This window comes from Pantoea sp. AN62 (genome assembly GCF_050432985.1).
GTDB classification, from domain to species: domain Bacteria; phylum Pseudomonadota; class Gammaproteobacteria; order Enterobacterales; family Enterobacteriaceae; genus Pantoea; species Pantoea brenneri.
In genome coordinates this window covers 83,861-108,795 of sequence record NZ_JBNPYB010000004.1, presented here as the reverse complement: position 1 = coordinate 108,795, position 24,935 = coordinate 83,861, and the positions used below count along the sequence as shown (strand labels likewise).

Annotated in this window: 19 protein-coding genes; 10 read left to right on the top strand and 9 right to left on the bottom strand. The window is 57.9% G+C overall.

Annotated features, from left to right (window positions below):
• Window positions 1-37: 37 nt before the first annotated feature.
• On the top strand, window positions 38-1,195 hold the full coding sequence (locus FHW04_RS06350) for a Gfo/Idh/MocA family protein (protein ID WP_046288564.1): 1,158 nt from the start codon (window positions 38-40) through the stop codon (window positions 1,193-1,195).
• Between the two features lie 437 nt (window positions 1,196-1,632).
• Here FHW04_RS06350 and FHW04_RS06345 read toward each other — a convergent pair whose 3' ends face one another.
• Window positions 1,633-2,874 carry an MFS transporter gene (locus FHW04_RS06345; RefSeq protein WP_031377912.1) on the bottom strand — a complete coding sequence of 414 codons (1,242 nt, stop codon included), beginning with the start codon at window positions 2,872-2,874 and terminating at the stop codon, window positions 1,633-1,635.
• 400 nt (window positions 2,875-3,274) lie between these two features.
• Between FHW04_RS06345 and FHW04_RS06340 the strand changes: the two genes are divergently transcribed.
• Both FHW04_RS06340 and FHW04_RS06335 read left to right on the top strand, forming a co-directional pair.
• On the top strand, window positions 3,275-3,874 hold the full coding sequence (locus FHW04_RS06340; protein WP_069728821.1) for a hypothetical protein: 600 nt from the start codon (window positions 3,275-3,277) through the stop codon (window positions 3,872-3,874).
• A 276-nt stretch (window positions 3,875-4,150) separates the two neighbouring features.
• Window positions 4,151-6,541, top strand: a complete 2,391-nt coding sequence (locus FHW04_RS06335) for a glucose/quinate/shikimate family membrane-bound PQQ-dependent dehydrogenase (protein WP_046288563.1) — start codon at window positions 4,151-4,153, stop codon at window positions 6,539-6,541.
• Window positions 6,542-6,596: 55 nt separating this feature from the next.
• Here the strand turns inward: FHW04_RS06335 and FHW04_RS06330 are convergent, their stop codons facing one another.
• The 3 genes from FHW04_RS06330 to FHW04_RS06320 all read right to left on the bottom strand — a co-directional run bounded on the left by FHW04_RS06330 (window position 6,597) and on the right by FHW04_RS06320 (window position 9,339).
• Window positions 6,597-7,802: an MFS transporter gene (locus FHW04_RS06330; protein WP_031377914.1), complete on the bottom strand. Its 1,206-nt coding sequence runs from the start codon at window positions 7,800-7,802 to the stop codon at window positions 6,597-6,599.
• A 110-nt stretch (window positions 7,803-7,912) separates the two neighbouring features.
• The gene (locus tag FHW04_RS06325) at window positions 7,913-8,809 is read right to left on the bottom strand and encodes a LysR family transcriptional regulator (protein ID WP_069728773.1); all 897 of its coding nucleotides are present in this window, start codon (window positions 8,807-8,809) and stop codon (window positions 7,913-7,915) included.
• A 161-nt stretch (window positions 8,810-8,970) separates the two neighbouring features.
• Complete coding sequence (locus FHW04_RS06320) at window positions 8,971-9,339, bottom strand: helix-turn-helix domain-containing protein (protein ID WP_031377916.1); 369 nt, start codon at window positions 9,337-9,339, stop codon at window positions 8,971-8,973.
• Window positions 9,340-10,085: 746 nt separating this feature from the next.
• On the opposite strand from FHW04_RS06320, the gene FHW04_RS06315 reads away from it, so the two are divergent.
• From FHW04_RS06315 to FHW04_RS06305, 3 genes are all read left to right on the top strand, one after another.
• Window positions 10,086-10,745, top strand: coding sequence for a response regulator (locus tag FHW04_RS06315; protein ID WP_046288562.1), 660 nt, complete (start codon window positions 10,086-10,088; stop codon window positions 10,743-10,745).
• On the top strand, window positions 10,742-12,094 hold the full coding sequence (locus FHW04_RS06310) for a sensor histidine kinase (RefSeq protein WP_069728772.1): 1,353 nt from the start codon (window positions 10,742-10,744) through the stop codon (window positions 12,092-12,094). The genes FHW04_RS06315 and FHW04_RS06310 overlap by 4 nt, the downstream gene beginning before the upstream one ends.
• Before the next feature lie 277 nt (window positions 12,095-12,371).
• Window positions 12,372-13,238, top strand: coding sequence for a nucleoside-specific channel-forming protein Tsx (locus tag FHW04_RS06305; protein ID WP_031377761.1), 867 nt, complete (start codon window positions 12,372-12,374; stop codon window positions 13,236-13,238).
• Between the two features lie 91 nt (window positions 13,239-13,329).
• Here FHW04_RS06305 and yjdN read toward each other — a convergent pair whose 3' ends face one another.
• Both yjdN and FHW04_RS06295 read right to left on the bottom strand, forming a co-directional pair.
• Window positions 13,330-13,767, bottom strand: a complete 438-nt coding sequence (gene yjdN, locus FHW04_RS06300) for a VOC family metalloprotein YjdN (protein WP_031377762.1) — start codon at window positions 13,765-13,767, stop codon at window positions 13,330-13,332.
• Window positions 13,768-13,842: 75 nt separating this feature from the next.
• A complete protein-coding gene (locus FHW04_RS06295; protein WP_089561287.1) occupies window positions 13,843-14,742 on the bottom strand; it encodes a LysR family transcriptional regulator in 900 nt (299 codons plus the stop codon).
• A gap of 115 nt (window positions 14,743-14,857) precedes the next feature.
• On the opposite strand from FHW04_RS06295, the gene FHW04_RS06290 reads away from it, so the two are divergent.
• The 4 genes from FHW04_RS06290 (at window position 14,858) to FHW04_RS06275 (ending at window position 20,885) form a co-directional block, all read left to right on the top strand.
• Window positions 14,858-16,171, top strand: coding sequence for an amidohydrolase (locus FHW04_RS06290; protein WP_179420075.1), 1,314 nt, complete (start codon window positions 14,858-14,860; stop codon window positions 16,169-16,171).
• Window positions 16,168-17,610, top strand: coding sequence for a M20 family metallopeptidase (locus FHW04_RS06285; RefSeq protein WP_089561286.1), 1,443 nt, complete (start codon window positions 16,168-16,170; stop codon window positions 17,608-17,610). Before FHW04_RS06290 ends, FHW04_RS06285 begins: the two co-directional genes overlap by 4 nt.
• A gap of 165 nt (window positions 17,611-17,775) precedes the next feature.
• Complete coding sequence (gene abgT, locus FHW04_RS06280) at window positions 17,776-19,293, top strand: p-aminobenzoyl-glutamate transporter (RefSeq protein ID WP_089561285.1); 1,518 nt, start codon at window positions 17,776-17,778, stop codon at window positions 19,291-19,293.
• Between the two features lie 179 nt (window positions 19,294-19,472).
• The gene (locus FHW04_RS06275; protein WP_031377435.1) at window positions 19,473-20,885 is read left to right on the top strand and encodes an MFS transporter; all 1,413 of its coding nucleotides are present in this window, start codon (window positions 19,473-19,475) and stop codon (window positions 20,883-20,885) included.
• A gap of 51 nt (window positions 20,886-20,936) precedes the next feature.
• Here the strand turns inward: FHW04_RS06275 and FHW04_RS06270 are convergent, their stop codons facing one another.
• The 3 genes from FHW04_RS06270 to FHW04_RS06260 are packed head-to-tail and all read right to left on the bottom strand — an operon-like array spanning window position 20,937 to window position 24,780.
• The gene (locus FHW04_RS06270; protein WP_031377436.1) at window positions 20,937-22,247 is read right to left on the bottom strand and encodes a c-type cytochrome; all 1,311 of its coding nucleotides are present in this window, start codon (window positions 22,245-22,247) and stop codon (window positions 20,937-20,939) included.
• An 11-nt stretch (window positions 22,248-22,258) separates the two neighbouring features.
• Window positions 22,259-24,043 (bottom strand): GMC family oxidoreductase, encoded by a 1,785-nt coding sequence (locus FHW04_RS06265; RefSeq protein ID WP_031377437.1) that lies wholly within the window; start codon window positions 24,041-24,043, stop codon window positions 22,259-22,261.
• Between the two features lie 2 nt (window positions 24,044-24,045).
• Window positions 24,046-24,780 (bottom strand): gluconate 2-dehydrogenase subunit 3 family protein, encoded by a 735-nt coding sequence (locus tag FHW04_RS06260; protein ID WP_069728767.1) that lies wholly within the window; start codon window positions 24,778-24,780, stop codon window positions 24,046-24,048.
• Window positions 24,781-24,935 lie beyond the last annotated feature (155 nt).

Below are 24,935 nucleotides of genomic sequence, written 5' to 3'. Positions count from 1 at the left end.
GTTCTGCGTTATCCGATTTCAGGATCAGGGGTTTAACATGAAAGTAGGCATTATCGGTCTCGGCTTTCGTCTGTCCCACGTTATCAAAGAGTTCAACAACGCCGACGACGCCTTCTCCGTGGTAGGTTATTACGATCCGGCCCCCGCCGGACTGCCCAATCTGCACAGTTTTGCTATCGATCCCGGCCAGTCGTTCGATTCGATTGAAGCCCTGCTGCAGCACGGCGGGATGGATGTGGTGCTGGTCGGCTCGCCCAACTTTTTGCATCTTGAGCATGTCGGCCAGGCGCTGGCTGCGGGCTACACCGTGTTTACTGAAAAACCGGTGGTGATCAACGAACAGCAGACCATGGAGATGGCGAAGCTGGTGCGTCAGTATGGCGAGGCGCGCATTCTGGTCGGTCTGGTACTGCGCTATTCACCGCTCTATCACGATCTGCTGGCGGCGCGTGACGCCGGTCGGCTGGGCGAGATCACCTCAATTGAAGCCACAGAACATATCAAGCCTTATCACGGTGCCTTCTTCCAGCGCGACTGGCGGCGGCTGGAAAAATATGCCGGCCCTTATATTCTGGAAAAGTGCTGCCACGACATCGACCTCTATCAGGGCTTAATGCAGCAGCGCCCGGTGCGGGTCGCCAGCTTTGGCGGCCGCAAATCCTTCACGCCAGCCCATGCGCCACAGGGCGCGGTGACCGCCGACTCAGAGGTCTATCACATTAAGCCCAGCGGCTGGTCCAGTACCGACGCAGTATTCAACAGCGATGCCGACATTGTCGATTACCAGACCGCGCTGATTGAGTATGCCGGTGGCGCCACCCTTGCCTTTCACGCCAACCTTAACGTGCCGGATGAGTTCCGTCGCTTCTGCGTGATCGGCACTGACGGCATGGCTGAGGGCGATTTCGTCCGTAACTACTTCCGCGTTCACAATGCGCGCAGCGGCGAGAAAGAGGTCGATACCGCCTACAGCGGCAATGCGTACGATGGCCACTACGGCGCTGACGCGCTGATGGCGGAAGAGATCGTGAAACACATTAAACAGGGAACACCGCTGAAAGTTTCAGTGGTGGACGCGCTGGAAGCGGGCCTCACCGCCATAAAAATCGATGAGGCCCGCAAAACCCGCAGCGTAGTGGATATGCGTGAAAGCTGGCTAACATTTGACGCCAACCTGGGAAAAACCGGGGCCTGATGGCCCCACCTGCGGGTCAGCTTCCCCCTCTGGCCCAGGGATTTGAATGGCAGTATGACTGGTCGCTTCCTGAACTGGCCTTCGGGCCAGTTACCACTTCGCTTACGAAGATCATCTTACCTCCAGATTTTCCTGCCTTATTACAGGACTCTCAAGGGCCGCAGATAGGCTCTGGACACAAACAAACTAAAGCGAGGGGAACATACGCCTGCAGCAAAGCAGCGCGGGCCGGGGACAAAAACGCCGGGAGCGTTTTTGAACAACGCAACGCGTTGGCCCGGCTACGGGCGCACTTCAGGGATGAGGTGCGTAATCGCCCGCGCTGAGCCTGCCAGGGATGGCGTTTTTTTGCATCTTTGCGCAAGGCGTATGTTTCCTGAGCCTGCGTCATGGTCCACTGCCGCACAAATCCCCTCACCTAATCCCAACGCCGGTTATTAAACCGGATCGACCTCATTCTCCAGTTTCTGACGCCGGCGTAAATGCGGGAACAGTTTCATCCACAGCGCCACCACCACCAGCGTACCGATACCACCAATCGCCACCGCCGGTACTGCACCCAGCCAGGCCGCCAGCAGCCCCGACTCAAATTCACCCAGTTGATTAGAAGTGTTGATGAAAATGGCGTTAACCGCATTGACCCGCCCGCGCATCGCATCGGGCGTATCGAGCTGCACCAGCGCACCGCGGATCACCATGCTGACCATATCAAACCCACCCAGCGCGGCCAGCGCCAGCAGCGACAGCCACAGCTGGCTGGAGAGCGCGAACACCAGCGTAGCGACACCAAACCCGGCCACCGACCCGAACATAATCATCCCGACATGCTTATCCAGCTTGTGACGACTCAGCCAGATACCCACCAGCAGCGCACCCACAGAGGGCGCACCGCGCAGCATGCCTAATCCCCACGGGCCGGTATGCAGAATATCTTTAGCAAAGATCGGCAGCAGCGCGGTGGCTCCGCCCAGCAGCACCGCAAACAGGTCAAGCGAGATCACCCCCAGCACATCTTTGCGCTCACGGATGAAGTGAATACCTGCAAACAGGTTCTTCATGTTCATCGGCAGCCGTGGCTGACTGGGACGCTGATAGCGCAGCAGGCTGACCAGCGTTAGCGAGATAAAGTAGAACAGCCCGGAGACGCCATACACCACTTCCGGGCCTGCCACGTAGAGCAGGCCGCCAAGGGTCGGTCCGACAATTACCGCCGCCTGTCCGCCGACTGAATTCATCGCCATAGCGCGCGCCAGAATGCCGGGCGGCACCAGCGACGGCAGCATCGAGGACATGGCGGGCCACTCCAGCGCTTTGGCGACGGCGATCATAAACACCAGTCCCCACAGGGCGGTTTTATCGACTGAATGGAACAGCGTCAGCACCACCAGCGCCAGCAGGGCGGCAAACTCGACCAGCTGGCCGAACAGCACGATGCGACGTCGATCGTACTGATCGGCCAGGTGTCCGGCAGGTAATGCCAGTAGCACCGAGGGCATAAACTGCATCAATCCGATCATGCCTAACGCCAGCGCACTGTTGGTCAGGGCGTAAATCTGCCAGCTGATCGCCACTGAAAACATCTGAAATCCAAACGACGAGCAGGTGCGGGCCAGCCAGAACGCGACAAACGTCCGGTGTCGCCACAGCGACTCTTCTGCTGCAGGTGCCATAAATCCCATGTTCTGTTCCATTTAAAGTGATGATTCCCGCGTCGTTGCGCGGTGTTGAGAGTGCCGTCAACCTGGCCTGACTGCGCGATGGGCTTCAGGATGCGGAAACTGGCGGTGCCGGTCGACGCCGCCGGTGCGGCCAAAGGGTTCAGCCTGGCAGCAGTCGGCGGATACGGGCCGGATAATTACCCGCCTATTGGTCCTGACTGATGAATATATTCCAGGTAATCATCAGATGCCAAAGGAATAATTTTCTCTTTCATCGCGGATTTATTTACTTTTTCGGCGGATAAAGGGGGTGATTTAGAATATGCAGTTGATCTATATTTATTCACGCATTCAGAAAAGTGCGACGTTTTATATCAATAATTATCAACGACACCTTTTATATTGCATTTCATAGAGATAAATGAAAAACAGTTTATATAACCCCTATGTTACTGAACCTATCCATCATGTTGAGCGACACGTCGCTGGCATATGCTATAGCGTTCCCTATCTTCAACACCACCAGGACAGCAGCAATATACTTAATAGTCACAACATTATTTCACTGCACAATCAAATTGCCACTGAAGCAGCATTAATGGTTATTCCGGTTGAGGATATTCGATTACAGGGAATGATTGCAGTGCCGGATGCCTATTTGCATTTACAGGATGCGCGGGTACGGGTCGGAATTAATTATCCCAGTTTAGTCAGGCATGGCGCGGCATTGCTTGAATTAGCAGAGAAATTTAGTTTCTGGCTGTATGACTTTGCCCCACCCGGCGCCGACTGGCGATTAATGGAATCGTTCCCATTTTCCGGTATTGTTTTAAGCGAACCGTTCTTCAACGACAATTATCAAAAATTCACCTTCCCTTATTTTATGGCTCCGTTTCGGGCCAAAGGTGCCGAAGTGATCGTACGAAGCCAGTCGCCTTGTTTAACTGCGGAACAATTTGCTGAGATAAATATCAGCGGCTGGCAACAACAACGCTCGGATGGCGAACTTATTAGCTGCTGATTCACAAATCCTGCCTTCCGGCGTTAAGGGCACATGGCGGTGCGCTTAACGTCTCATAAACCCTCATAAAATGTCGTATTACTTCATTTGTGAAGCGCTTTGAGCTAAAAAAATCAAAACTTGATCTAATTTTGCTATAACATTTAACACAAAGGGATCGTCTGACTTAGTGGAAGAGTGATTTAAGAACACCCTTCATCATTTGTACTTGATAACTGAGAACAACCTATCTGGTTGTTTTCGTGTGTTTTATGGCAACGAAACGAGGTCGATATTATGGGGAAAAACTCCTCATCTTTTGGCGTAATTCGTTTCCTGACGGTGCTGTTCGCAGTGCTGACGGGCGCGTTTATGCTGATTGGCGGTATTTGGTTAGCCGCCATTGGTGGTTCCTGGTATTACATCGTCGGCGGTGCAGCGATGCTGATCACCGCTTTCCTGCTGTGGCGTCGTAACAGCGCCGCGCTGGTAGTTTACGCCCTGCTGCTGCTGGCTACGCTGGCATGGGGTGTCTGGGAAGTCGGTACTGACTTCTGGGCACTGGCACCGCGTACCGATGTACTGGTGATCTTTGGCGTCTGGCTGGTGCTGCCGTTTGTCTGGCGCAGCCTGCACAACGTTGGCAAAGGCCCACTGGGTGCAATGGCCGTGGCGCTGGTTGCCAGTGCTATCGTGCTGGCTTACGCGGTGTTTAACGATCCGCAGGTCATCAACGGTACGCTGCCAGAAACCGCTGACAACGCACCGCAGGCCCAGCCGCTGAGCAACATTCCGGACGGTGACTGGCCAGCTTATGCTCGCGATCAGCAAGGGACCCGTTTCTCTCCGCTCAAACAGATTAATCACCAGAACGTTAAAGAGCTGCAGGTCGCCTGGCAGTTCCAGACCGGCGACTTAAAAACCGCTAACGATCCAGGTGAAATCACCGATGAAGTGACGCCGATTAAGATCCGCGACACGCTCTACCTCTGTTCGCCACACCAGATCCTGTTTGCACTGGACGCGGCCACCGGCAAGCAGAAGTGGAAATTTGATCCAGGCATGAAGGTCAACCCGACGTTCCAGCACGTTACCTGTCGCGGTGTCTCTTATCATGAAGTTCCGGCCGCCGCCGATGCAGCTAACAGCCAGCCTGCGCTGTGCTCACGCCGCATCTACCTGCCGGTCAACGATGGTCGTCTGTTTGCTCTTGATGCGGAAACCGGCGAACGTTGCCCGTCTTTCGGCGTTAACGGCGAGCTGGATCTGCAGCACAAACAGCCGGTGACCACTCCAGGTCAGTATGAGCCGACGTCACCGCCGGTGATTACTAACACCACCATCGTGATGGCGGGCGCCGTTACCGATAACTACTCAACCCGCGAGCCGTCAGGCGTGATCCGTGGCTTTGATGTGAATACCGGTAAACTGCTGTGGGTGTTCGATCCGGGCGCGAAAGATCCGAACGCGATTCCGGCCGATGAGCACACCTTCACCATGAATTCCCCGAACTCATGGGCACCGGCGGTCTACGATCCGAAACTGGATACGGTCTATCTGCCGATGGGCGTCACTACGCCGGATATCTGGGGCGGTAACCGCACGCCAGAACAGGAACGTTATGCCAGCAGCGTGCTGGCGCTGAACGCCACTACCGGCAAGCTGGTATGGGCTTATCAGACCGTTCACCACGACCTGTGGGATATGGACCTGCCGTCGCAGCCGACACTGGCTGATATCACCGACAAAGATGGCAATACCGTACCGGTGATTTATGCGCCGGCGAAAACCGGTAACATCTTTGTGCTGGATCGTCGTACCGGCAAACCGGTTGTCCCGGCACCTGAAACGCCAGTCCCACAGGGTGCGGCGAAAGGTGACCACGTCTCTGCTACCCAGCCTTACTCTGAGCTGACCTTCCGTCCGAAACAGAATCTGACGGACAAGGACATGTGGGGCGCGACGATGTATGACCAGCTGGTGTGCCGCGTGATCTTCAAGCGCCTGCGCTATGAAGGTCCGTTCACGCCGCCGTCTGAGCAGGGTACGCTGGTATTCCCGGGTAACCTCGGTATGTTCGAATGGGGCGGCATCGCTGTCGATCCACATCGTCAGATCGCGATTGCTAACCCGATGGCGCTGCCGTTTGTCTCGAAGCTGGTACCACGCGGTCCAGGCAACCCGATCGAACCGCCGAAAGGCGCTGAGGGTGGTTCAGGTACTGAAACCGGTATTCAGCCGCAGTACGGCGTACCGTACGGTGTTGAGCTGAATCCGTTCCTGTCACCGTTTGGTCTGCCGTGTAAACAGCCAGCGTGGGGTTACATCTCGGCGGTGGATCTGAAGACCAACGACGTGGTGTGGAAACAGCGTATTGGTACGGTACGTGACAGTGCGCCAGTGCCACTGCCGTTCAAAATGGGTATGCCAATGCTGGGTGGTCCTATCACCACCGCCGGTAAAGTGTTCTTTATCGGAGCGACCGCTGACAACTACCTGCGTGCTTTCAGCACCGATACCGGTGAGCTGTTATGGCAAGCCCGTCTGCCAGCCGGTGGCCAGGCAACGCCAATGACCTATGAAGTGAATGGCAAGCAGTACGTTGTCATCGCAGCCGGTGGTCACGGTTCGTTTGGCACCAAACTGGGCGATTATGTGATCGCCTACGCCCTGCCAGATCAGAAATAACCCCGTCCTCAGGGACTGACATCAGGCGGACTTCGGTCCGCCTTTTTTGATCGTGCTACTTTTTCATCGCGCGCCAGTTGAGCCATCCGCACAGCAGCATTACCGCGCTGGTCGCCAGAAATACCGGCCTCATGCCAAACGTTCCCCCGACCAGGCCGCCGAACAGCGGGCCCGTTACCTGGCCGATATACTGGGCCGACGTCGAATAGCCCAGCATCCGACCGACCTGCGAACCCGGTACGCTATGCCGGATAATGGCGGTAATGCACGGCAGCAGCCCACCCAGCGCCATCCCCATCAGAAAACGCAGCAGCACCAGTTGCCAGGCGGCGGTAATAAACGCCTGCGGGATCAGCAGCAGCGCACTCAGCAATAAACCTGCCGTCAGCACCCGCCAGTGACCAATGCGGTCCGCCAGCCGTCCGAGACGCGGTGCGGCGATCACCGTTCCCAGCGCGGCAGCCGACATCGCCAGTCCGGCGATCAGCGTAATCTGATGGTTGCCCTGCACAAACTCGCCGACGTAGAGGGTGATAATCGGTTCAATCGACATACTGGCGAAGATCAGCAGCATGCCTGACAGCCACATCAGCCGCACCAGTCGCTGGTTCACCGGCGGTGTCGCGGGTGCTGAGGCTGGATTTTCACCGGGCGAGGCAGCAGCACGCGGCTGCTCTTTCAGCAGAAAGGTGGTCGCCAGGAAGGCGAGAAAAATAACCGCGCCGGTTAACCAGAAGGTCTGACGTATACCGATCAGCGGCGGCAGCACGCCGCCCAGCAGCGGCCCGACCACGTTGCCGGCCATAATACCGGAGGACAATACACCCAGCGCCCAGCCGGTCTGCCCTTTGGGGGTTTGCGCCGCCACCAGGATGGTCGAGCCGGAGGCGTAACCGCCCAGCAGGCCCGCCAGCAGACGCAGCGCCACCAGCTGCCAGGGCGCAGTTGCCATACCGATCAGCGACATGGCGATGGCCATACCGAGACTGGCGCGGATCAGCATCAGCTTACGGCCATAGCGGTCAGCCAGCCTGCCCCACAGCGGCGCGGTCAACGCCGCACTAAAGAAGGTGGCACCGTAGGCCAGCCCCGACCAGCGCGCGATGGCGGCTGGCTGCTGCACGCCAAGTTGCTGAACATAGAGCGGTAAAAACGGCAGCAGCAGCGTCATGGCCACAATGGTGCTGAAAGAGCCCAGCACACAGACCCATAAGTTGCGCTTCCAGTGCTGAAATTCTGCGTTTTCTGCTGACTGTTGCATAAAGATATCCCGTCATTAATCAGGGATACAGGCTAACCAGGCGCGTCAGATAACAACAGTGGTAGCGCGATAGTTACTTTGTGGCGCTGATTGTTGCTGTATTGCAACAATCAGGCGCTGGCCAGCGCCGCGATCAGCGTATCGCATAATAAACTGACCGGCGAAGCGGGTTGCAGCGTCTCACGCAGCAGCAGATAGCTCTGAAGCCGATCCATCTGCCATTCCGGCAGCAGCTGCTGAATATCACCCCGGCTCACCGCCTCCTGCGCCATATAGGAAGGCAGATAGGCGATGCCGCTGCCCGCCAGCGCCGCGTTCAGCAGCGCCATGCTGTTGTTGGCGCGAAAACGGCTGCGGACATCCAGCGCCAGCCGCTGCTTGTCACGCCGGAACGGCAGCGCGGCGGTGTGTGCCGGCCCGTGAAACAGCAGCAGATCGTGGCGCGGCAACATCTCAGGATGTTCGATGGCAGGCCGCTGCGCCAGATAACCCGGTGCCGCATACAGGCCCCACTCAATATCGCTTAGCACGCGGAAATTGCCCTGCTGCGGGGGCCGGGATCGAATGACGATCGCCACATCGATCTGATCGTCCAGCGTATCGCGATTACGATCGGTCAGATCCAGATCAACGTTGATATGCAGGTGACGACGCAGAAAGCGATTAAGCACCGGCACCACACACTGACAGCCGTAAGTCACCGGGGCCTGCAGCCGCACATTACCGGCCGGTTGCTGATGCAGCTGCTGAACAAACGCATCGGCCCGCTGCACTTCCGCCAGCATGCGTACGCAGTAGGGATAGTAAGCCTGGCCGAGTTCGGTCAGTGCCAGCCGCCGGGTGGTGCGCTGCAACAGCCGGATGCCCAGCCGCAGCTCCAGTCGGGCAATTTCCCGGCTGACATGGGATTTGGACCAGCCGAGTGCTCGCGCCGCCTCACTGAAACTCTGGAGTTCCACCACCCGCGCAAACACCAGCATGGCGGTTAAATTGGCACTGTTTTCCATGCGTTACCGCTCCGATAGCCTGAGGATTCTGGCATCAAACTAGCATGTTCGGGGCAGCTTACGGCGACGGATCGGCAAAAAAGAAGGGGGAAATCAGACAGCGGCGCGACGCGCATCGACCTTCCCGCGCTTTTCACCTGGCGGGAAGGTCATCGCGGGCCTCAACTGGCCATGGCCAGTGGAAACAGTAACCGATCCGGCTCCACCCGCCGCTGGCGGCGCAACTGGCCTGGCGTCACCATAAAATAGTTTTTGAAGGTGCGGGTATAGGCTTGCTGGGTATCGAACCCGTAGTTCATGGCGACCTGCAATATCGCTTCATTGCTGCTCAGCAACGTCAGCGCAGATTCAGTTAATCGCCGCTGGCGAATATATTCAGCCAGTGAAAATCCGGTATGCTGGCGAAACAGCCGTTGCAGGTGCCAGCGGGAATAGCCAGAGCGGCGCGCCACCTCATCCAGATGCAGATCGTGTCCTAGATTGTTCTCTATCCATTCCAGCAAACTGCGAATAAACTCGCGCTGATTCATGGGTTCCTCCTGGTTTACGCTGATGTGCAGTGAACCCACTTTACCCGGTTAAATTTATCCCTTAATTAGCAGAAAATTAGCGCAGAATTAGCAACCGCCAGATTCGGGCCTGCGGCTAGCGTTTATCCGCCAGGTAACAACAGCAACCCGCCTGAATAATAAGCGTTAAGTAACACCGGCCCTCCGGTAAAATAATTTGTGTTAAATCACGCCAGCGTCGATTTAACTATTATTCGTTAAGCCATAGCGGCCAGAATTTAAATAATTTGCGTTAAGTCACGCCCGGGTCCGTCAGGCAAATTTGTGTTAAATAACGCCAGAGTAATTCACGTTGCAGCAAGCCGACCAATGCAGCCACGCTGCTGTAGCGCGAAGTACGAAGGCGGAAGTGACTGAGGTGAGTAAATGCAGCCAACGCGGCTGTAGTACGAAGTATGACGGCGGAAGTGACCAGGGCGAAAAAGTGCAGCCAACGCGGCTGTAGTACGAAGTATGACGGCGGAAGTGACCAGGGCGAAAAAGTGCAGCCAACGCCGCTGTGGCGCGAAGTATGAAGACGGTTTCCGCCAAAATAATTCGTGCTACAGCAAGGCGGCAAATGCGCGAATCCCCAGGAGCTGACATCAGTCAGTGACTGAGGTGAGTAAATGCAGCCAACGCCGCTGTGGCGCGAAGTATGACGGCGGATAATTCTGTGCTAACTATCCGGGCTTAAACTGCTCCCATCTTTCCAGAGGAGATCAGCCATGCGCGTGTTATTGGTTGAAGATGATGAAATGATCGGCGCGAACCTGCAGCAGGCTTTAGAGGGCGCGGGCTGGTCGGTGGATTGGGTACGCGATGGCGTTTATGCCCATAACGCCTGGAGCGAAGGCGGCTACAGCTGCGTGTTGCTGGATCTCGGCTTGCCGCGTGATGATGGATTGCAGGTGCTGCGCCGGGCGCGCGGGCGCGGCGATTCCACGCCGGTACTGATTCTGACGGCGCGCGATACTGTGGCGCAGCGGGTGCAGGGGCTCGACAGCGGTGCTGACGATTACCTGCTTAAACCGTTCGATTTACAGGAAGTGCTGGCCCGGATGCGGGCGATTACCCGACGTCGCCACGGTGCGGCCGACTCGCTTCTCGGCAGTGGCGACGTACAGCTGGATATGATGACGCGCGAAGTGCTCTATAAGGGCCAGCGCGAGCAGCTGACCGCACGTGAATACGCCCTGCTGTATGCTTTGCTGGAGCGTCCGGGTGCCATTCTTTCTCGCGAGCAGCTGGAGAATCGCATTTACGGCTGGGGCGACGAAGTGAGCAGCAACGCGGTCGATGTGCTGATCCACGGGATGCGGCGCAAACTGGATAACGACGCGATTCGTAACGTCCGCGGGCTGGGCTGGCGGGTGCCGGCGATATGAAATCGTTCCCCTTTATGCGCTCATTGCGCAATAAATTACTCAGTACGCTGCTGATTATTCATCTGCTGATGATCGGCGGCGTCACCTGGTATTTCTTCAGCTGCTACGGCGACATGGTAGGCACCATGAAGGACGATCAGCTGTCAAAAATCGCTGATGCCTGGTCTACCAACAAACAGATGCCGGCGCTGTCACCGATGATTACGCCTGACAAAGCGAAAAGCGCCTTTGTGGTTCAGCTGTGGGATAGCCAGGGCCGACTGCGCGCCAGCTCGTGGCCGGAACTGCACGCGCCGCTGCAAACTCAGCGCGGTTATCGTGATGTCGACGTAGGACACTGTGATGACTGTGAGTGGCGTATCTACACCCGTCCGGGCCAGCCTGGCAGTGAGATCAAGACTATTCAGGTGATGCACAACCTCAGCTACATGAAAGCGCTGATGGTAAAACGGGCGCTGTCGGCGATCATTCCGTTGATCCTGATGATGCCGCTGTCGCTGCTGGTGATCTGGCTGGTGGTCCGCAAGATCACTCGCGATCTGCAGGTCGCCTCGCGGCAGATTGCAGCGCAGGAGACGCATCATCCGCACAATGTCTCACCCGAAGGGCTGCCGGATGAGATCCTGCCGCTGGTCGCCGCGTATAACTCGTTGCTGAACAAGCTGCGTGAAGCCTGGTCATCCCAGCGGCAGTTCCTGGAAGATGCCGCCCACGAACTGCGTACGCCGGTCACCGCTGTCACGTTGCAGCTGGAGAACCTGCGGCAGCATATTCAGCCTGGCGAGGCCAGCCGGCAGTTCAGTCAGCTCGAAGCAGGCGTGACGCGCACCCGCCATCTGGTGACCCAGTTGCTGAATGTGTCTCGTCAGGAAGATCAAAGCGTGGTCGCCAGCATTGAGCAGATTGAACTGGAAGATCTGCTGAAAGAGAGCATCGAGCAGCTAATGGTAGTAGCGGATAAACGCGGCATCGATATCGGCTTTAATGGCTCGACCCAGTATCGTCTGCAGGCCAGCCGATCTGAGCTGCGCAGCCTGTTTGATAACCTGATTGGTAACGCCATGTTGCACACCCCGGAGGGGAGCCTGGTGGATGTTCTGCTGCATCGGGTCGCGGGCCGGACGGTGGTCGATATCGTCGATAACGGACCGGGAATGCCGGAGGCATTTATTGAACGCGCCTTTGACCGTTTCACCCGTTCGCCTGACGTTAAAGCGCAGGGCAGCGGCCTCGGCTTATCGATTGTGCGCAGCGTCGCGCAGAAGCATCAGATTCAGGTCGCCCTCTCCAATTGTCTGACGCCACAGGGTGCTATTTGTGGTTTGCAGGTCCGCGTCACTTTTCCCTGATCCCGCCCATTTGATCACGAACCAGACAACGTAAACGGTTGCCTGGTTCCGTTCGATCATCGCCATTATTGTGAAGCACGTCACATTTTCACTGAATTGTAATGCAACACTTTTTGACAAACGTGAGCAAAATCTATTTTCTATCGCTGTGTTGCAGGCACGCTACGCGAGCTGAAAACCGGCTGTTTTGTCCTGACTAACTCACTCCCCACCCAGGGATCGACTTCTCTCTGACTGCGCCTGCTGTGCAGCGGTCAAAAGCATGTGGTTAATGATAATGAAATTCAAAACGTTGATAGCAGGTGCCGTGCTGGCATGTTCCTGGACAGGTGTTGCGCAAGCCGCTGATAGCGATCCGCAATACCTGTCCGACTGGTGGCATCAGAGCGTAAACGTGGTGGGCAGCTACCACACGCGCTTTGGACCACAGTTCAACAACGACGTTTATCTGGAATATGAAGCGTTTGCCAAAAAAGACTGGTTCGATTTTTACGGTTATCTCGATCTGACCAACTTCTTCGGCGTAGGTAACAGCAACGCCAACGGGATTTTTGACCACGGTTCCCCGATGTTTATGGAGATTGAACCGCGCTTCTCAATCGACAAACTGACCGGCACCAGTCTGGCGTTTGGTCCGTTCAAAGAGTGGTACTTCGCCAACAATTACATCTACGACATGGGCCGCAACAGCGATAACCGCCAGAACACCTGGTATATGGGCCTGGGTACCGATATCGATACCCACAGCGATGTCGGCCTGTCACTGAACGTCTATGCCAAATACCAGTGGGAAAACTACGGCGCCGCGAATGAAAACAGCTGGGATGGCTATCGCTTCAAGGTGAAATATTTCGTGCCGATCACCACGCTGTGGGGCGGTAATCTTGGCTATGTGGGCTTCACCAACTTTGACTGGGGCTCCGATCTCAACGAGAAAGGCGGGTCGTCGCGCACCAGCAACTCCATCGCCTCCAGCCACATTCTGTCACTGGGTTACGATCACTGGCACTTCTCTGCCGTGGCGCGTTACTTCCACAATGGCGGTCAGTGGGCGGATGGGCAGGAGCTGAACTTCGGCAACGGTCCGTTTGAAGTGAAATCGACCGGCTGGGGTTACTACCTGGTGGCGGGTTACAACTTCTGATGAGCACGCGGCTGGCTGCAAAGCTGGCCGTTGTGACTGTGAGCTGAAAACGGCGCCGCTGTTGCCGGCGCCGATCGGCTAAACCACACCATTATTCCTGCGGTTTCACCACGTTGATGCGCCATGGAATGCCGAACTTATCGATAAACATCGCAAAGCCATTCGACCAGAACGTCTCCTGCCACGGGGTCGTCACGTTACCGCCCACTGACAGTTTCTCAAACCAGGCTTTACCCTGTTCCGCGTCAGTAGTGGCGAGGCTGACCGCGTAACCGGCATGATCGGACGCAGGCGGCTTCTGCGTGTTTCCGTCGCTCAGCATCAATTCTCCCTGACCGATGCGCAGATGTGCGTGCATGATTTTTTCCGGCGGCTGTGGCGGCGCAGATTGATCGCCTACCTGCTCGCCCTGCTCTGGCATGTCGCCAAAGGTCATTTTCTCCAGCAGTTTCCCGCCTGTGGCCTGCAGGTAAAACTCAATTGCCTCTTCACAGCGACCATAGAGAAACAGATATGGACAGACTTGCATCGTCACCTCCGATTGTGGGTTGAACTCACGTTTACGCGAATACACCAAGTGTAGACGATGAAAGAACGCTGCCGGTCAGCGCTGGCAATAACGGCGAAATAACTGCGCCATATAACTGCTCATCGGGGTCAGCGCGGTGTCCTTACGCTGAATCAGATAGAAGATCGCTTTGGGCAGCGGCTCATCCAGCGTCAGTGCCACCAGTGACCGGCCGAGAATCGGATCGTCGATCACATCCACCGATAAAATACTGATGAAATCGCTTTGCGCCACCAGGCTGGTACAGGCCATAAAGGTCTCGCAGGTCACCACGATTTTCGGTGCCATGCCGCGTTCGTCGAACAGATCGTGCAGCAGGCGGTAGTAACTGCCTTTGGGCGTCGGCATGGTCCAGTCAGCCTGCTGCAACGCCGCCAGCGACCGGGCTTTTTCCAGCGGATGACCCTTACGCACCACCACTTTGTACTCACGCTCCATCATTCGCTCATACATCAGCTCCTGATCGAGGTGGCTTTGATCGTAAGTATTGATGGTGAAATCGAGCGCGCCCTGCCGCAGTTCATGCACCATCGACACCAGTTGCCCTTCAACGATGCGCACCTTCACCAGCGGGTATTCGCGATGAAACTGGTTAATCACCTGCGGCATGATGGTGCGTGCCACGCTGCCGCCAACGCCAATGTTCACCTGACCGCCACCCAGCCCCAGCCGCTGCTGAATATCCTCCTGCGCCACCCGCAGCTCGGCCAGTACCAGACTGGCATGACGAAAAAAGTTATCACCGATATCGGTTAAGACCACGCCCTGCTGACGGCGGATAAACAGCCGCGCGCCAAGTTCACGCTCCAGCTCCTGGATCGCTTTGGTTAATGCTGGCTGAGAAAGCCCGGAAAGACGGCTCGCCGCGCGGATACTGCCCTGACGCGCCACATCGACAAAGGCGCGCAGCTGGTGAAGCTTGAGGTTGGCAGACATAGATTTTGTGATAACCGTTGTTTATCAGTCACAAGATATTCGCATCTTATGCCGGTTATTACCATTGTGTAGATTCGAGACAGTGCGTAAAAAACCAACAGTAAGGATCGTGCCGATGAATACTCTTTCCGACCATATCAGTGCCCGGCTGGCGCAGTTAAAAAGCTGGCGACGGGAGTTCCACCATTATGCCGAATCTGGCTGGGTCGAGTTCCGCACCGCCACCCGGGTGGCCGACGAACTGCACAAGCTGGGTTATCAACTGCAACTGGGCCGTGAGGTGATCGATGCCGACGCGCGCATGGGCTTACCCAGCGAAGACGTGCTGAAGCAGCAGGAAACCCGGGCGCTGCAACAGGGGGCTTTACCGCAGTGGATTAGCCACTTCTCCGGCGGATTTTGCGGCATCGTGGCGACGCTGGATACCGGCCGTCCCGGTCCGGTTATCGGCTTTCGGGTAGATATGGACGCACTCGATCTCAACGAGAGCCAGGCCGCAGATCACCTGCCACAGCGTGAAGGCTTCGCCTCCTGCAATCCCGGCATGATGCACGCCTGCGGTCATGACGGTCACACCACCATCGGCCTCGGCCTGGCGTCGGTATTAATGGCGATGAAAGATCAGCTGAGCGGCACGATTAAATTAATTTTCCAGCCGGCCGAAGAGGGTGTGCGCGGCGCCAAAGCGATGGTGACGGCAGGCGTGGTGGATGATGTGGATCTGTTTACTGCCATTCACCTCGGCACCGGCGTGCCGGCGGGTGAACTGGTGTGCGGCAGCGACAGCTTCCTCGCCACCACCAAGCTCGACGTCAATTTTACCGGCGTCGGCGCGCATGCCGGTGGCCGCCCGGAAGAGGGTCGCAATGCCCTGCTGGCGGCGGCCCAGGCCACGCTGGCGCTGCACGGTCTTACCCAGCACAGCGGCGGGGTGGCCAGGGTTAACGTTGGCGTATTGCAGGCCGGTACCGGTCGTAACGTGGTACCTGACTGTGCGCTGCTGAAAGTCGAAACCCGCGGCATTACCAATCAGGTTAACGATGACATTTACCAGCAGGCGCTGCGGGTCATTGCCGGCGCGGCGGCGATGTATGGCGTTGAACATCAGGTGCAGCTGATGGGGGCTGCCCGCAGCTCCACGCCGACCCAGCCGTGGGTGGACTTCATCCACCAGCAGGCAGATGCGCTCGGGATTTTCGATTCGGTGGTCGATCGCAAAGCCCAGGCGGCCGGTTCGGAAGATGCCACCTACATGATGGAGCGGGTCAAGCAGCACGGCGGTCAGGCCTCGTACGCCATTTTCGGCTGCGATCTGGCGGCGGGACACCACAACGCGAAGTTCGACTTTGATGAGCAGTTGATGCCCGTGGCGATCACCCTGCTGGCAACCCTGGCGCTGAATCAGGCGCAGTTTGGCGGTGGCCGATGATGGAAGCCTTCATTGCTGATTATATCGACCGCCATCAGGCACGCTTCAGCGCCCTCAGCGATGCCATCTGGGACACACCGGAAACCCGCTTTGCCGAAACCCGCTCGTCCGCCCTGCTGGCCGATGCGCTGGCAGATGAGGGCTTCACCGTGGCGCGCGGCGTCGGCGGCCTTGATACCGCCTTTATCGCCAGCTTCGGCAGCGGTAAACCGGTGATCGCCATCCTCGGGGAGTTTGATGCGCTGGCGGGTCTGAGCCAGCAGGCCGGATGTGCCCGACCGCAACCGCTGGAGGCCAACGGCAACGGCCACGGCTGCGGCCATAACCTGCTCGGCACCGCTGGCGTGGCGGCGGCCAGCGCGGTAAAAGCCTGGATGCAGCAGCATGCCACTGGCGGAACGGTACGGTTTTACGGCTGTCCCGGCGAAGAAGGCGGCTCCGGCAAAACCTTTATGGTGCGTGAAGGGCTGTTTGATGATGTCGATGCTGCGGTGACCTGGCATCCCGAAGGCTTCAGCGGGATGTTTAACCTGCGCACCCTCGCCAATATCCAGGCGGCGTTCAGCTTCAAAGGGGTGGCGGCGCACGCTGCTAACTCACCGCACCTCGGTCGCAGCGCGCTGGATGCGGTCACCCTGATGAACACCGGCGCCAACTTTCTGCGTGAGCACATCGTGCAGGAAGCGCGGCTGCACTATGCGGTCACCAACAGCGGCGGCGTCTCGCCGAACGTGGTGCAGGCCGACGCGGAAGTGCTCTACCTGATCCGCGCGCCGGAACTGCAGCAGGCGCAGGATATCTATCAGCGGGTAATCAATGTCGCCCGCGGGGCCGCGCTGATGACCGACACCACTCTGACGGTGCGTTTTGATAAAGCCTGCTCCGACTATGTGCCTAATCGCGCGCTGGAAGCGGTGATGGAGCGTTATTTGCATCAGTTTGGTCTGCCCGCTTACCGCGACGAGGAGCGGGCGTTCGCAGCAGAGATACGCGCCACCCTGACCGCTGACGATCTGCGCAATGCGCGGCTCAACGCAGCCCGTACCGGCGGAGAAGCAGGCCAGGCCTGGGTTGAGCAACTGGGTGACAAGCTGTTTATGGATCAGGTAGCGCCCTATGCAGTGACCCGTGAACTGCTGTATGGCTCGACTGATGTCGGGGATGTCAGCTGGGTGACACCGACCGCACAGTGCTTTGCGCCCTGCTTCACCTTCGGTACGCCGCTGCATACCTGGCAGCTGGTGGCGCAGGGTCGCACCAGCATTGGGCACAAGGGGATGCTGCTGGCGGGCAAAGTGATGGCCGCCACCGTCGTCACGCTGTTGCAGGATCCGGCGGCGCTGGCCCGCTGTCAGGCCGAGTTCAACCGGGTCCGCGCCACACAACCTTATCACTGCCCGATCCCTGCCGGGATCACACCAACAAAACTGGCCGAATGAGCCAACGGCCGCGTCACCGGCGCGGACCGCTATAAAAAATATTATTGCAAACACCTTCTCTGATTCCGCCGTGCCGCAGGTGAATGTATTGCCGGACGCCTTACTCAACGTCCGGTATCGCGCGCGCTGCCGTGGATGACGGGACACAAGACGAGACCAGAAACTATGGAAGCAACATCAGAGAACCGCAGCCCTGGACGACTTTTTAGCTGGGTTGAGCGGGTGGGAAATAAAGTCCCCAATCCGTTTTTACTGTTTGTCTATTTGATTGTGGTGCTGATGGTGGCCACCGCCATTATCAGTGCGCTGGATCTGGCGGTAAAAAATCCCAGCAACGGCGAAATGGTGCGGGTAAATAACCTGCTGAGCGTCGCCGGTATTCAGTGGATCCTGCCGAATATCATCAAGAACTTCAGCAGCTTTACTCCGCTGGGATCGATTCTGGCGCTGGTGATTGGGGCAGGTCTGTCGGAAAAAGTCGGCCTGTTGCAGTCGCTGATGGTGAAGATGGCGTCGCGCGTCAGCCGTCGCTACGCCAGTTACATGGTGCTGTTTATTGCCTTCTTCAGCCATATCTCGTCGGATGCGGCGCTGGTGGTGATGCCGCCGCTCGGTGCGCTGATCTTCCTGGCAGTCGGCCGTCACCCGGTAGCGGGACTGCTGGCGGCGATTGCTGGGGTGGCGTCGGGTTTTACTGCCAATCTGCTGATCGTCACCACTGACGTGCTGCTCTCCGGCATCAGTACCGAAGCGGCCAAAGCGGTCAGCGATACGGTGCACGTCAGCGTCATCGATAACTGGTTTTTTATGGCGACCTCGGTGATTGTCCTGACCTTTGTCGGGGCGCTGCTGACCGATAAATTTGTCGAGCCGCGCCTGCCACAGTGGCAGGGCAACGGTGAAAGGCTGGCCCCGCTCACGCCGCTGGAGAACCGTGGCCTGCGGGCCGCCGGGATTGCTGCGCTGCTGTTTATCGCCCTGATGGCACTGCTGGTGGTGCCGGAGAATGCCCCGCTGCGTAATCCCACCAGCGGGGCCATCATTCCCTCGCCGTTTATTCAGGGTATCGTACCGATCATCATCCTGTTCTTCTTTGTGGTGGCGATTGCCTACGGCGTGGTCACCCGCCAGATCCGCCGCCCGGACGATATTCCGCAGCTGCTGGTTGATCCGATGAAAGGGATGGCGGGCTTTATCGTGATGGTGTTTCCGCTGTCGCAGTTCGTGGCGTTCTTTAACTGGAGCAACATGGGCAAGTTTATGGCGATTGGCCTGACAGATGTGCTGGAAAGCGCGGGTATCAGCGGCGCGCCGGCGTTTCTCGGACTGATGTTCCTGTCGGCGTTTCTCTGTATGTTTATCGCCAGCGGCTCGGCGATCTGGTCAATTCTGGCCCCGGTGTTTGTGCCGATGTTTATGCTGCTCGGCTTTCATCCCGCCTTTGCGCAGATGATTTTCCGTATTGCTGATTCAGCGGTGCTGCCGCTGGCGCCGATGTCGCCGTTCCTGCCGCTGTTTCTCGCCTTTTTGCAGCGATACCAGAAAGATGCGCAGCTCGGCACCTATTACGTGTTGATCTTTCCCTACCCGCTGGTGTTTTTTATCAGCTGGATAGCGCTGCTGGTGGTGTGGTACTGGCTGGGACTGCCGATCGGTCCGGGCGTCTGGCCGCATCTGCCGTAAGGCACAACGCCACGGACGGCGAAAAGTGCAACGTACGTTGCTAAAAACTCACCATCATCCCTCTCGGCAACCGCAGGCGAATTGATTATTCTGCTATTTCTTCGCGTGCTAAGGGTTAACTATTTTAATAAGCATCAGCCCTGCGACACCTGCAAACACTGCCCGAGGTTTAGCCTGACATGACAACCACCTGTACCACCGGGATTACGCCGATTGCCACCGCAGCGGCTGCCCGTTCCAGCTTAGCCGGCCGCATTGATGCGCTGCCCTCCTCCGCCGGATTATGGCGGTTTATCACGCTGCTGGCGCTGGGCGGCTTTTTCGAACTCTACGATCTGTTTGAAACCGGCTATATCAGCTCCGGCCTGCTGGCGGCCGGACTGTTTCACACCGGCGGCGCTGGCGTGTTCGGGTTTTCCGATCAGGCGGCGTTTGCTTCCGCCACCTTTCTTGGTCTGTTTATTGGTGCCAGCCTGCTGGCCCCTTATGCCGACCGGTTTGGCCGCCGTCTGACCTTTATGTGCGCGCTGCTGTGGTACGGCCTGTTTTCACTGCTGATGGCGTTTCAGCAGAGCGCGGAGATGATTATCCTGTTTCGCCTGCTGGTCGGTATTGGCCTCGGGGTCGAACTGGTGACTATCGATACCTATCTGTCGGAGTGGGTTCCCAGCCACCTCCGCAGCCGGGCGTTCGCCTTCTCCTTTTTTGTGCAGTTTCTGTCGGTGCCCAGCGTGGCCCTGATGTCGTGGTGGCTGGTGCCACAAACGCTGCTGAACCTTGAAGGCTGGCGCTGGGTGGTAATCGCCGGTGCCGTCTGTTCGCTGGTGATCTGGTTTATCCGTAAGAACCTGCCCGAATCGGCGCGCTGGCTGGCGCAGCAGGGCCGTCATCAGCAGGCACATCAGGTGTTATCCACCATGGAACAACGCTGCGGCCTGACGCCTGGCGCACCCTTTCCCCCCGATGACGCCGCTGCACAGTTGCCAAAACGGGGCAGTTTCCGGGAGATCTGGTCACCGGCCTGGCGCCAGCGCACCCTGATGCTGGTGGTAATGAACTTCTTCCAGGCGATCGGCTTTTTTGGTTTCGGTAACTGGCTGCCTGCGCTGCTGTCGGGCAGCGGCACCACGGTGACCCACAGTTTGCTGTATGCCTTTTTTATCACCCTGGCCTACCCGCTTGGTTCGCTGATCTGTAGCCGCTACGCGGATAAGCTGGAGAATAAATGGCAGATCGTTCTGTCGTCGCTGATGACCGTGGTGTTCGGTACGCTGTTCGCCTTCCAGACCAATCCGCTGTTGTTGATCGCCTGTGGTTTCCTGATCACCTGGTCTAACGCCTGGCTGACCTTCAGCTATCACGCCTATCAGACCGAGATTTTCCCGACCCATATTCGCGCCCGCGCCGTGGGCTTCTGCTATTCGTTCAGCCGTCTCTCTACGGTATTCAGCAGTATTCTGATCGGGGTAATTTTGCAGTACGCCGGTACGCCAGGCGTGATCGCCTTTATCGTCCTGAGCATGGTGATCGTGATGCTGTCGGTGGGCTTTTACGGGCCGAAAACCCGCGGCATCGATCTGGAGAATATTTAGCAGAAAAGAAGCGGCCGGCACCGCCAGGGGACCGGCCCGCTTTATGACAGATTACTGACCTTCCAGCACCCGGATATCGGCGCTGCCCAGCCGATCTTTCTCATCTTTACGCAGCGCAGCGACCTGCTTCGCGCTGACCGGTTCAGACGCCTTGTTGCCCCAGCTGTTACGCACGAAGTTGACCACATCGGCAACCTGCTGATCGTTCAGACGCCAGCCAAACGCCGGCATGGTGATGGTCGACGGCGCGCCCTGTACGCCAGGCAACTGTCCGCCCACCAGCACGATATGGATCAGCGAGGTCGGATCATCGGCCTGCACCACCGGGTTGCCACGCAGCGCCGGGAAGAAGCGCTGATAGCCACTGCCGTCGGTTTTATGGCAGGCGGCACAGCTGTCAACATAGGTGGCTGCGCCGGTCGCACTGTCGTCACCTTTCCACAACGCTTTGGCGGTGGCGTCATCGACGCTGAACACCGTCTGATGCGGATCTTTCGCGCCGAGCGACTTCAGATAACGCGCAATGGCGGTGATATCGGCGTCGCTCAGATGCTGCAGACTGTGCTCAACCACCTCGGTCATGCCACCAAATGCGGCGGTCTGATCGTTGCGGCCATAGCGCAGGAACTGTCGCAGATCGTCTTCACTCCAGCGGCCCAGCCCATCGCGGTTATCGCCGCGCAGGTTGCTGGCGGTCCAGCCATCAATCGGCGCGCTGCTGCCAGCCAGATAGTCACTGCCTTCCTGGTTGGTCAGCGCCTTCTCCTGCATGGTGACGCTGCGCGGCGTGTGGCAGGCGCCACAGTGGCCCAGACCTTCCACCAGGTAGCGGCCGCGCGCCAGCACCGGATCTTCCTGTGCGGCAGGCTGGAACGCCTTAACCTCAGGAGCAAACACCGTACGCCAGATCGCCAGCGGCCAGCGCATCGACAGCGGCCACGGAATGTCGCTCTCTTTATTCGGTTGCTTCACCGCCGCCACGCCGTGCATGAAGTAAGCATAAAGCGCCTTCATGTCCTCATCGCTGACCACCGCGTAAGAGGGAAACGGCATCGCCGGATAGAGCGTATCGCCATTTTTCGCCACGCCATGACGAACCGCCTTCTGGAAGTCGTCGTAGCTGTAGTCGCCAATGCCGGTTGCCGGATCGGGCGTGATGTTGGTGGAATAGATGGTGCCAATCGGCGTAGCCATCGGCAGGCCGCCAGCAAACGCCGCGCCGTCTTTCGCGGTGTGACAGGCAACACAGTCACCGGCCCGCGCCAGATACTCGCCCCGTTTCACCAGCTCGTCACGGTTGTCGTCCGCCAGCGCGGCGAAGGTCAGGGTGCCCAAAATCAGGGCCAGAATGCCATTTTTCATCGCCATGTTCCTTATGCCTGCACCAGTGGACCTGGGTTCTTCAGGTACTGCTCACGAATCGCTTTAGCTGACCAGTACGTCAGCGCCGCCACCATGCCGGTCGGGTTGTAGCCCAGTCCCTGCGGGAAGGCGGAAGCGCCTGGCACAAACACATTCGGCACATCCCAGCTCTGCAGATAGCGGTTTACCGCGCTGGTTTTCGGATCGTCGCCCATGATCGCCCCACCACTGATGTGGGTGGTCTGATAAACGGTCGAATCGAAATGGCTGCCCGGCTTTTTCGCGCCGCCAATGATCATTTTCGGGTTCATGGCTTCGGCGATTTTATGCATCTTGCCGACCATGAACTGCGCCATTTTGATGTCGTTCTCCTGCCAGTCAAAGGTCATACGCAGCAGAGGCTGGCCGTAGGCATCTTTGTAGTTCGGATCGAGATCAAGGTAGTTAGCGCGATAGGACTGGTGCGCACCGTGGGCATCCATCGACAGGTGATGGGTATAGGTGTCGGCCACTGCGGCTTTCCACTGGCTGCCCCAGTTTGGCGTACCCGCCGGCACCGGCAGGCCAGAGATCGGTTTGGTGCCCGCCTGGTTAACCCAGAATGGCGATCCCCCGACAAAGCCGTGCGGACCGTGATCGAAGTTATCGGCATTGAAATCATCAATCCCGACGCCCGCGCCACCCGCACCGATAAATGGGTTGGTGGTGGTGTTTTTGTCGAACAGCGCCTTCAGCGTCGAGAGGTTCTGATAGGCGAAGTTACGGCCGACGGTGCCTTCGTTGGTGATCGGGTTGTAAGGTTTGCCAATGCCCGACAGCAGCATCAGGTGCACGTTGTGGAACTGGAAGGCGGAGAGAATCACCAGATCTGCAGGCTGAATCTGCTCGCGGCCCTGACCATCAACATAGGTCACGCCGGTGGCGCGCTTTTTGTCATCGCTGAGGTTAACCCGCAGCACGTAGGCGTTGTTGCGCAGCTCAAACTTCGGTTCCTGACGCAGCGCAGGCAGAATATTGACGTTTGGCGACGCCTTGGAGTACATGTAGCAGGCATAACCACTGCAGAAACCGCAGAAGTTGCACGGGCCCATCTGTGCGCCGTAGGGATTAGTGTACGGGCCGGAGGTGTTAGCGGACGGCAGATCGTAAGGGTGATAGCCCACCGACTCTGCTGCCTGGGCGAACAGCTGCGCTGAATAAGTGCGCTTCTGCGCGGGCAGCGGGAAGTTATCTGAACGATCGGGCGCAAACGGGTTACCGCCCTTGTCTTTCCCCACCACCTGACCTTTGATGCTCCAGGCGCTGCCTGAGGTACCAAACACCTTTTCCGCCTTGTCGAAGAACGGCTCCAGTTCGTCATAGCTGACGCCAAAGTCCTGAATCGTCATGCCCTGCGGAATGAAGTTCTTGCCGTAACGCTCTTCGTAATGGCTGCGCATCCGCAGTTCAATCGGATCGACGCGGAAATGGACGCCAGACCAGTGCAGACCCGCGCCGCCGGTGCCGGTGCCCGGCAGAAACGCGGCCAGCTGGCGATAAGGTACCGCGGTCTGCGAAGCATCATGACGAATGGTGACGGTGCTTTTAGAGAGATCCTGGAACAGTTTTTTGCGGACGTTGTAGGTCAGCTCATCAATTGACTGCGGGTAAGAGCCGTCAGGATAGGTATCGCGATGCGGTCCGCGTTCCAGCGCCAGCACGTTGAGACCCGCTTCGGTCAACTCTTTCGCCATGATCGCGCCTGCCCAGCCGAAACCGACGATCACCGCATCCACTTTTTTCATTTCGTTTGCCATGCTTACGCTCTCTCCCCGCGAATCGACACTGACGGGAACGGATAACGTTCGCCGCGCTCTACCCAGTCCATAAAGTCGGCGCGTGCGCCAGGGAAGTTGATCAGCTTCCAGCCCACCATTCCCTGATTACCGCCGTGGATAGGATCGCTGAAGAAGCCTTCGCGGGTGTTTTGCAGCAGAAACGCAAAGAAGGTTTTGGCCGGCAACTGGCTGAATTCAGCGTTGCCACTCTCCATCGCCTGCAGTAAAGCATCCTGCTGCTCGCCGCTCAGCTGCGCAAACACCTTGCCATGCTGCTGTTTGCTGTAGCCATCGGCATCGGCAATGCCCAGGCGGTAAATCTGCTGCGGCACCAGCGGCAGCTGATAGCCCAGCTCTTTTGGCAGGTCGGGATTAAACGGTCCCTGCATATACCAGTTAGAGCCGGTGGCATATGGGGTATTCATCTGGCGATCAATGAACTCCGGCACGCCGGCTTCCAGCGCGCCAGGGCCGCGCTCATCGCGCGGGATCAGGCGTGCAACCGCGGCGGAGATAAACGCGAACTCTTCGGCGGTGAACCAGGCGGGCTGGTAGTCACGCGCCTGCTGGGGCGCGGCCGGGGTCTCAGCCGCCTGTGCCGCCAGCGGCAGCGACAGTGCGCCCATCGCCGTACTGCCTACCGCCATTGCTGGCGCCAGGGTGATAGTCTTCAGCAAAAAATCCCTGCGTGAATGACCCTTTTTTTGTTCTGACATGACATTGCCTCATTCCCGCCAGTCGGCGGTATGAAAGGGTAAATGGTTGCGTTGTTATGATTTTTATTAGCGGATTAAGGGTTACAGCTTCATTGTTACCGGTAACAATGCGCGCTAGTGTAACACCACTGTCGATAAAGATTTAGTTCCCGGAA

What these genes read in the sequence shown, in the direction of transcription:
- FHW04_RS06295 (WP_089561287.1), bottom strand. Translation starts at nt 14,742, where the DNA reads ATGTCTGCCAACCTCAAGCTTCACCAGCTGCGCGCCTTTGTCGATGTG.
- FHW04_RS06325 (WP_069728773.1), bottom strand. Translation starts at nt 8,809, where the DNA reads ATGGAAAACAGTGCCAATTTAACCGCCATGCTGGTGTTTGCGCGGGTG.
- FHW04_RS06315 (WP_046288562.1), top strand. Translation starts at nt 10,086, where the DNA reads ATGCGCGTGTTATTGGTTGAAGATGATGAAATGATCGGCGCGAACCTG.
- FHW04_RS06275 (WP_031377435.1), top strand. Translation starts at nt 19,473, where the DNA reads ATGACAACCACCTGTACCACCGGGATTACGCCGATTGCCACCGCAGCG.
- FHW04_RS06305 (WP_031377761.1), top strand. Translation starts at nt 12,372, where the DNA reads ATGAAATTCAAAACGTTGATAGCAGGTGCCGTGCTGGCATGTTCCTGG.
- FHW04_RS06260 (WP_069728767.1), bottom strand. Translation starts at nt 24,780, where the DNA reads ATGTCAGAACAAAAAAAGGGTCATTCACGCAGGGATTTTTTGCTGAAG.
- FHW04_RS06320 (WP_031377916.1), bottom strand. Translation starts at nt 9,339, where the DNA reads ATGAATCAGCGCGAGTTTATTCGCAGTTTGCTGGAATGGATAGAGAAC.
- FHW04_RS06335 (WP_046288563.1), top strand. Translation starts at nt 4,151, where the DNA reads ATGGGGAAAAACTCCTCATCTTTTGGCGTAATTCGTTTCCTGACGGTG.
- FHW04_RS06265 (WP_031377437.1), bottom strand. Translation starts at nt 24,043, where the DNA reads ATGGCAAACGAAATGAAAAAAGTGGATGCGGTGATCGTCGGTTTCGGC.
- FHW04_RS06330 (WP_031377914.1), bottom strand. Translation starts at nt 7,802, where the DNA reads ATGCAACAGTCAGCAGAAAACGCAGAATTTCAGCACTGGAAGCGCAAC.
- FHW04_RS06285 (WP_089561286.1), top strand. Translation starts at nt 16,168, where the DNA reads ATGATGGAAGCCTTCATTGCTGATTATATCGACCGCCATCAGGCACGC.
- abgT (WP_089561285.1), top strand. Translation starts at nt 17,776, where the DNA reads ATGGAAGCAACATCAGAGAACCGCAGCCCTGGACGACTTTTTAGCTGG.
- FHW04_RS06350 (WP_046288564.1), top strand. Translation starts at nt 38, where the DNA reads ATGAAAGTAGGCATTATCGGTCTCGGCTTTCGTCTGTCCCACGTTATC.
- FHW04_RS06290 (WP_179420075.1), top strand. Translation starts at nt 14,858, where the DNA reads ATGAATACTCTTTCCGACCATATCAGTGCCCGGCTGGCGCAGTTAAAA.
- FHW04_RS06310 (WP_069728772.1), top strand. Translation starts at nt 10,742, where the DNA reads ATGAAATCGTTCCCCTTTATGCGCTCATTGCGCAATAAATTACTCAGT.
- FHW04_RS06270 (WP_031377436.1), bottom strand. Translation starts at nt 22,247, where the DNA reads ATGAAAAATGGCATTCTGGCCCTGATTTTGGGCACCCTGACCTTCGCC.
- FHW04_RS06345 (WP_031377912.1), bottom strand. Translation starts at nt 2,874, where the DNA reads ATGGGATTTATGGCACCTGCAGCAGAAGAGTCGCTGTGGCGACACCGG.
- FHW04_RS06340 (WP_069728821.1), top strand. Translation starts at nt 3,275, where the DNA reads ATGAAAAACAGTTTATATAACCCCTATGTTACTGAACCTATCCATCAT.
- yjdN (WP_031377762.1), bottom strand. Translation starts at nt 13,767, where the DNA reads ATGCAAGTCTGTCCATATCTGTTTCTCTATGGTCGCTGTGAAGAGGCA.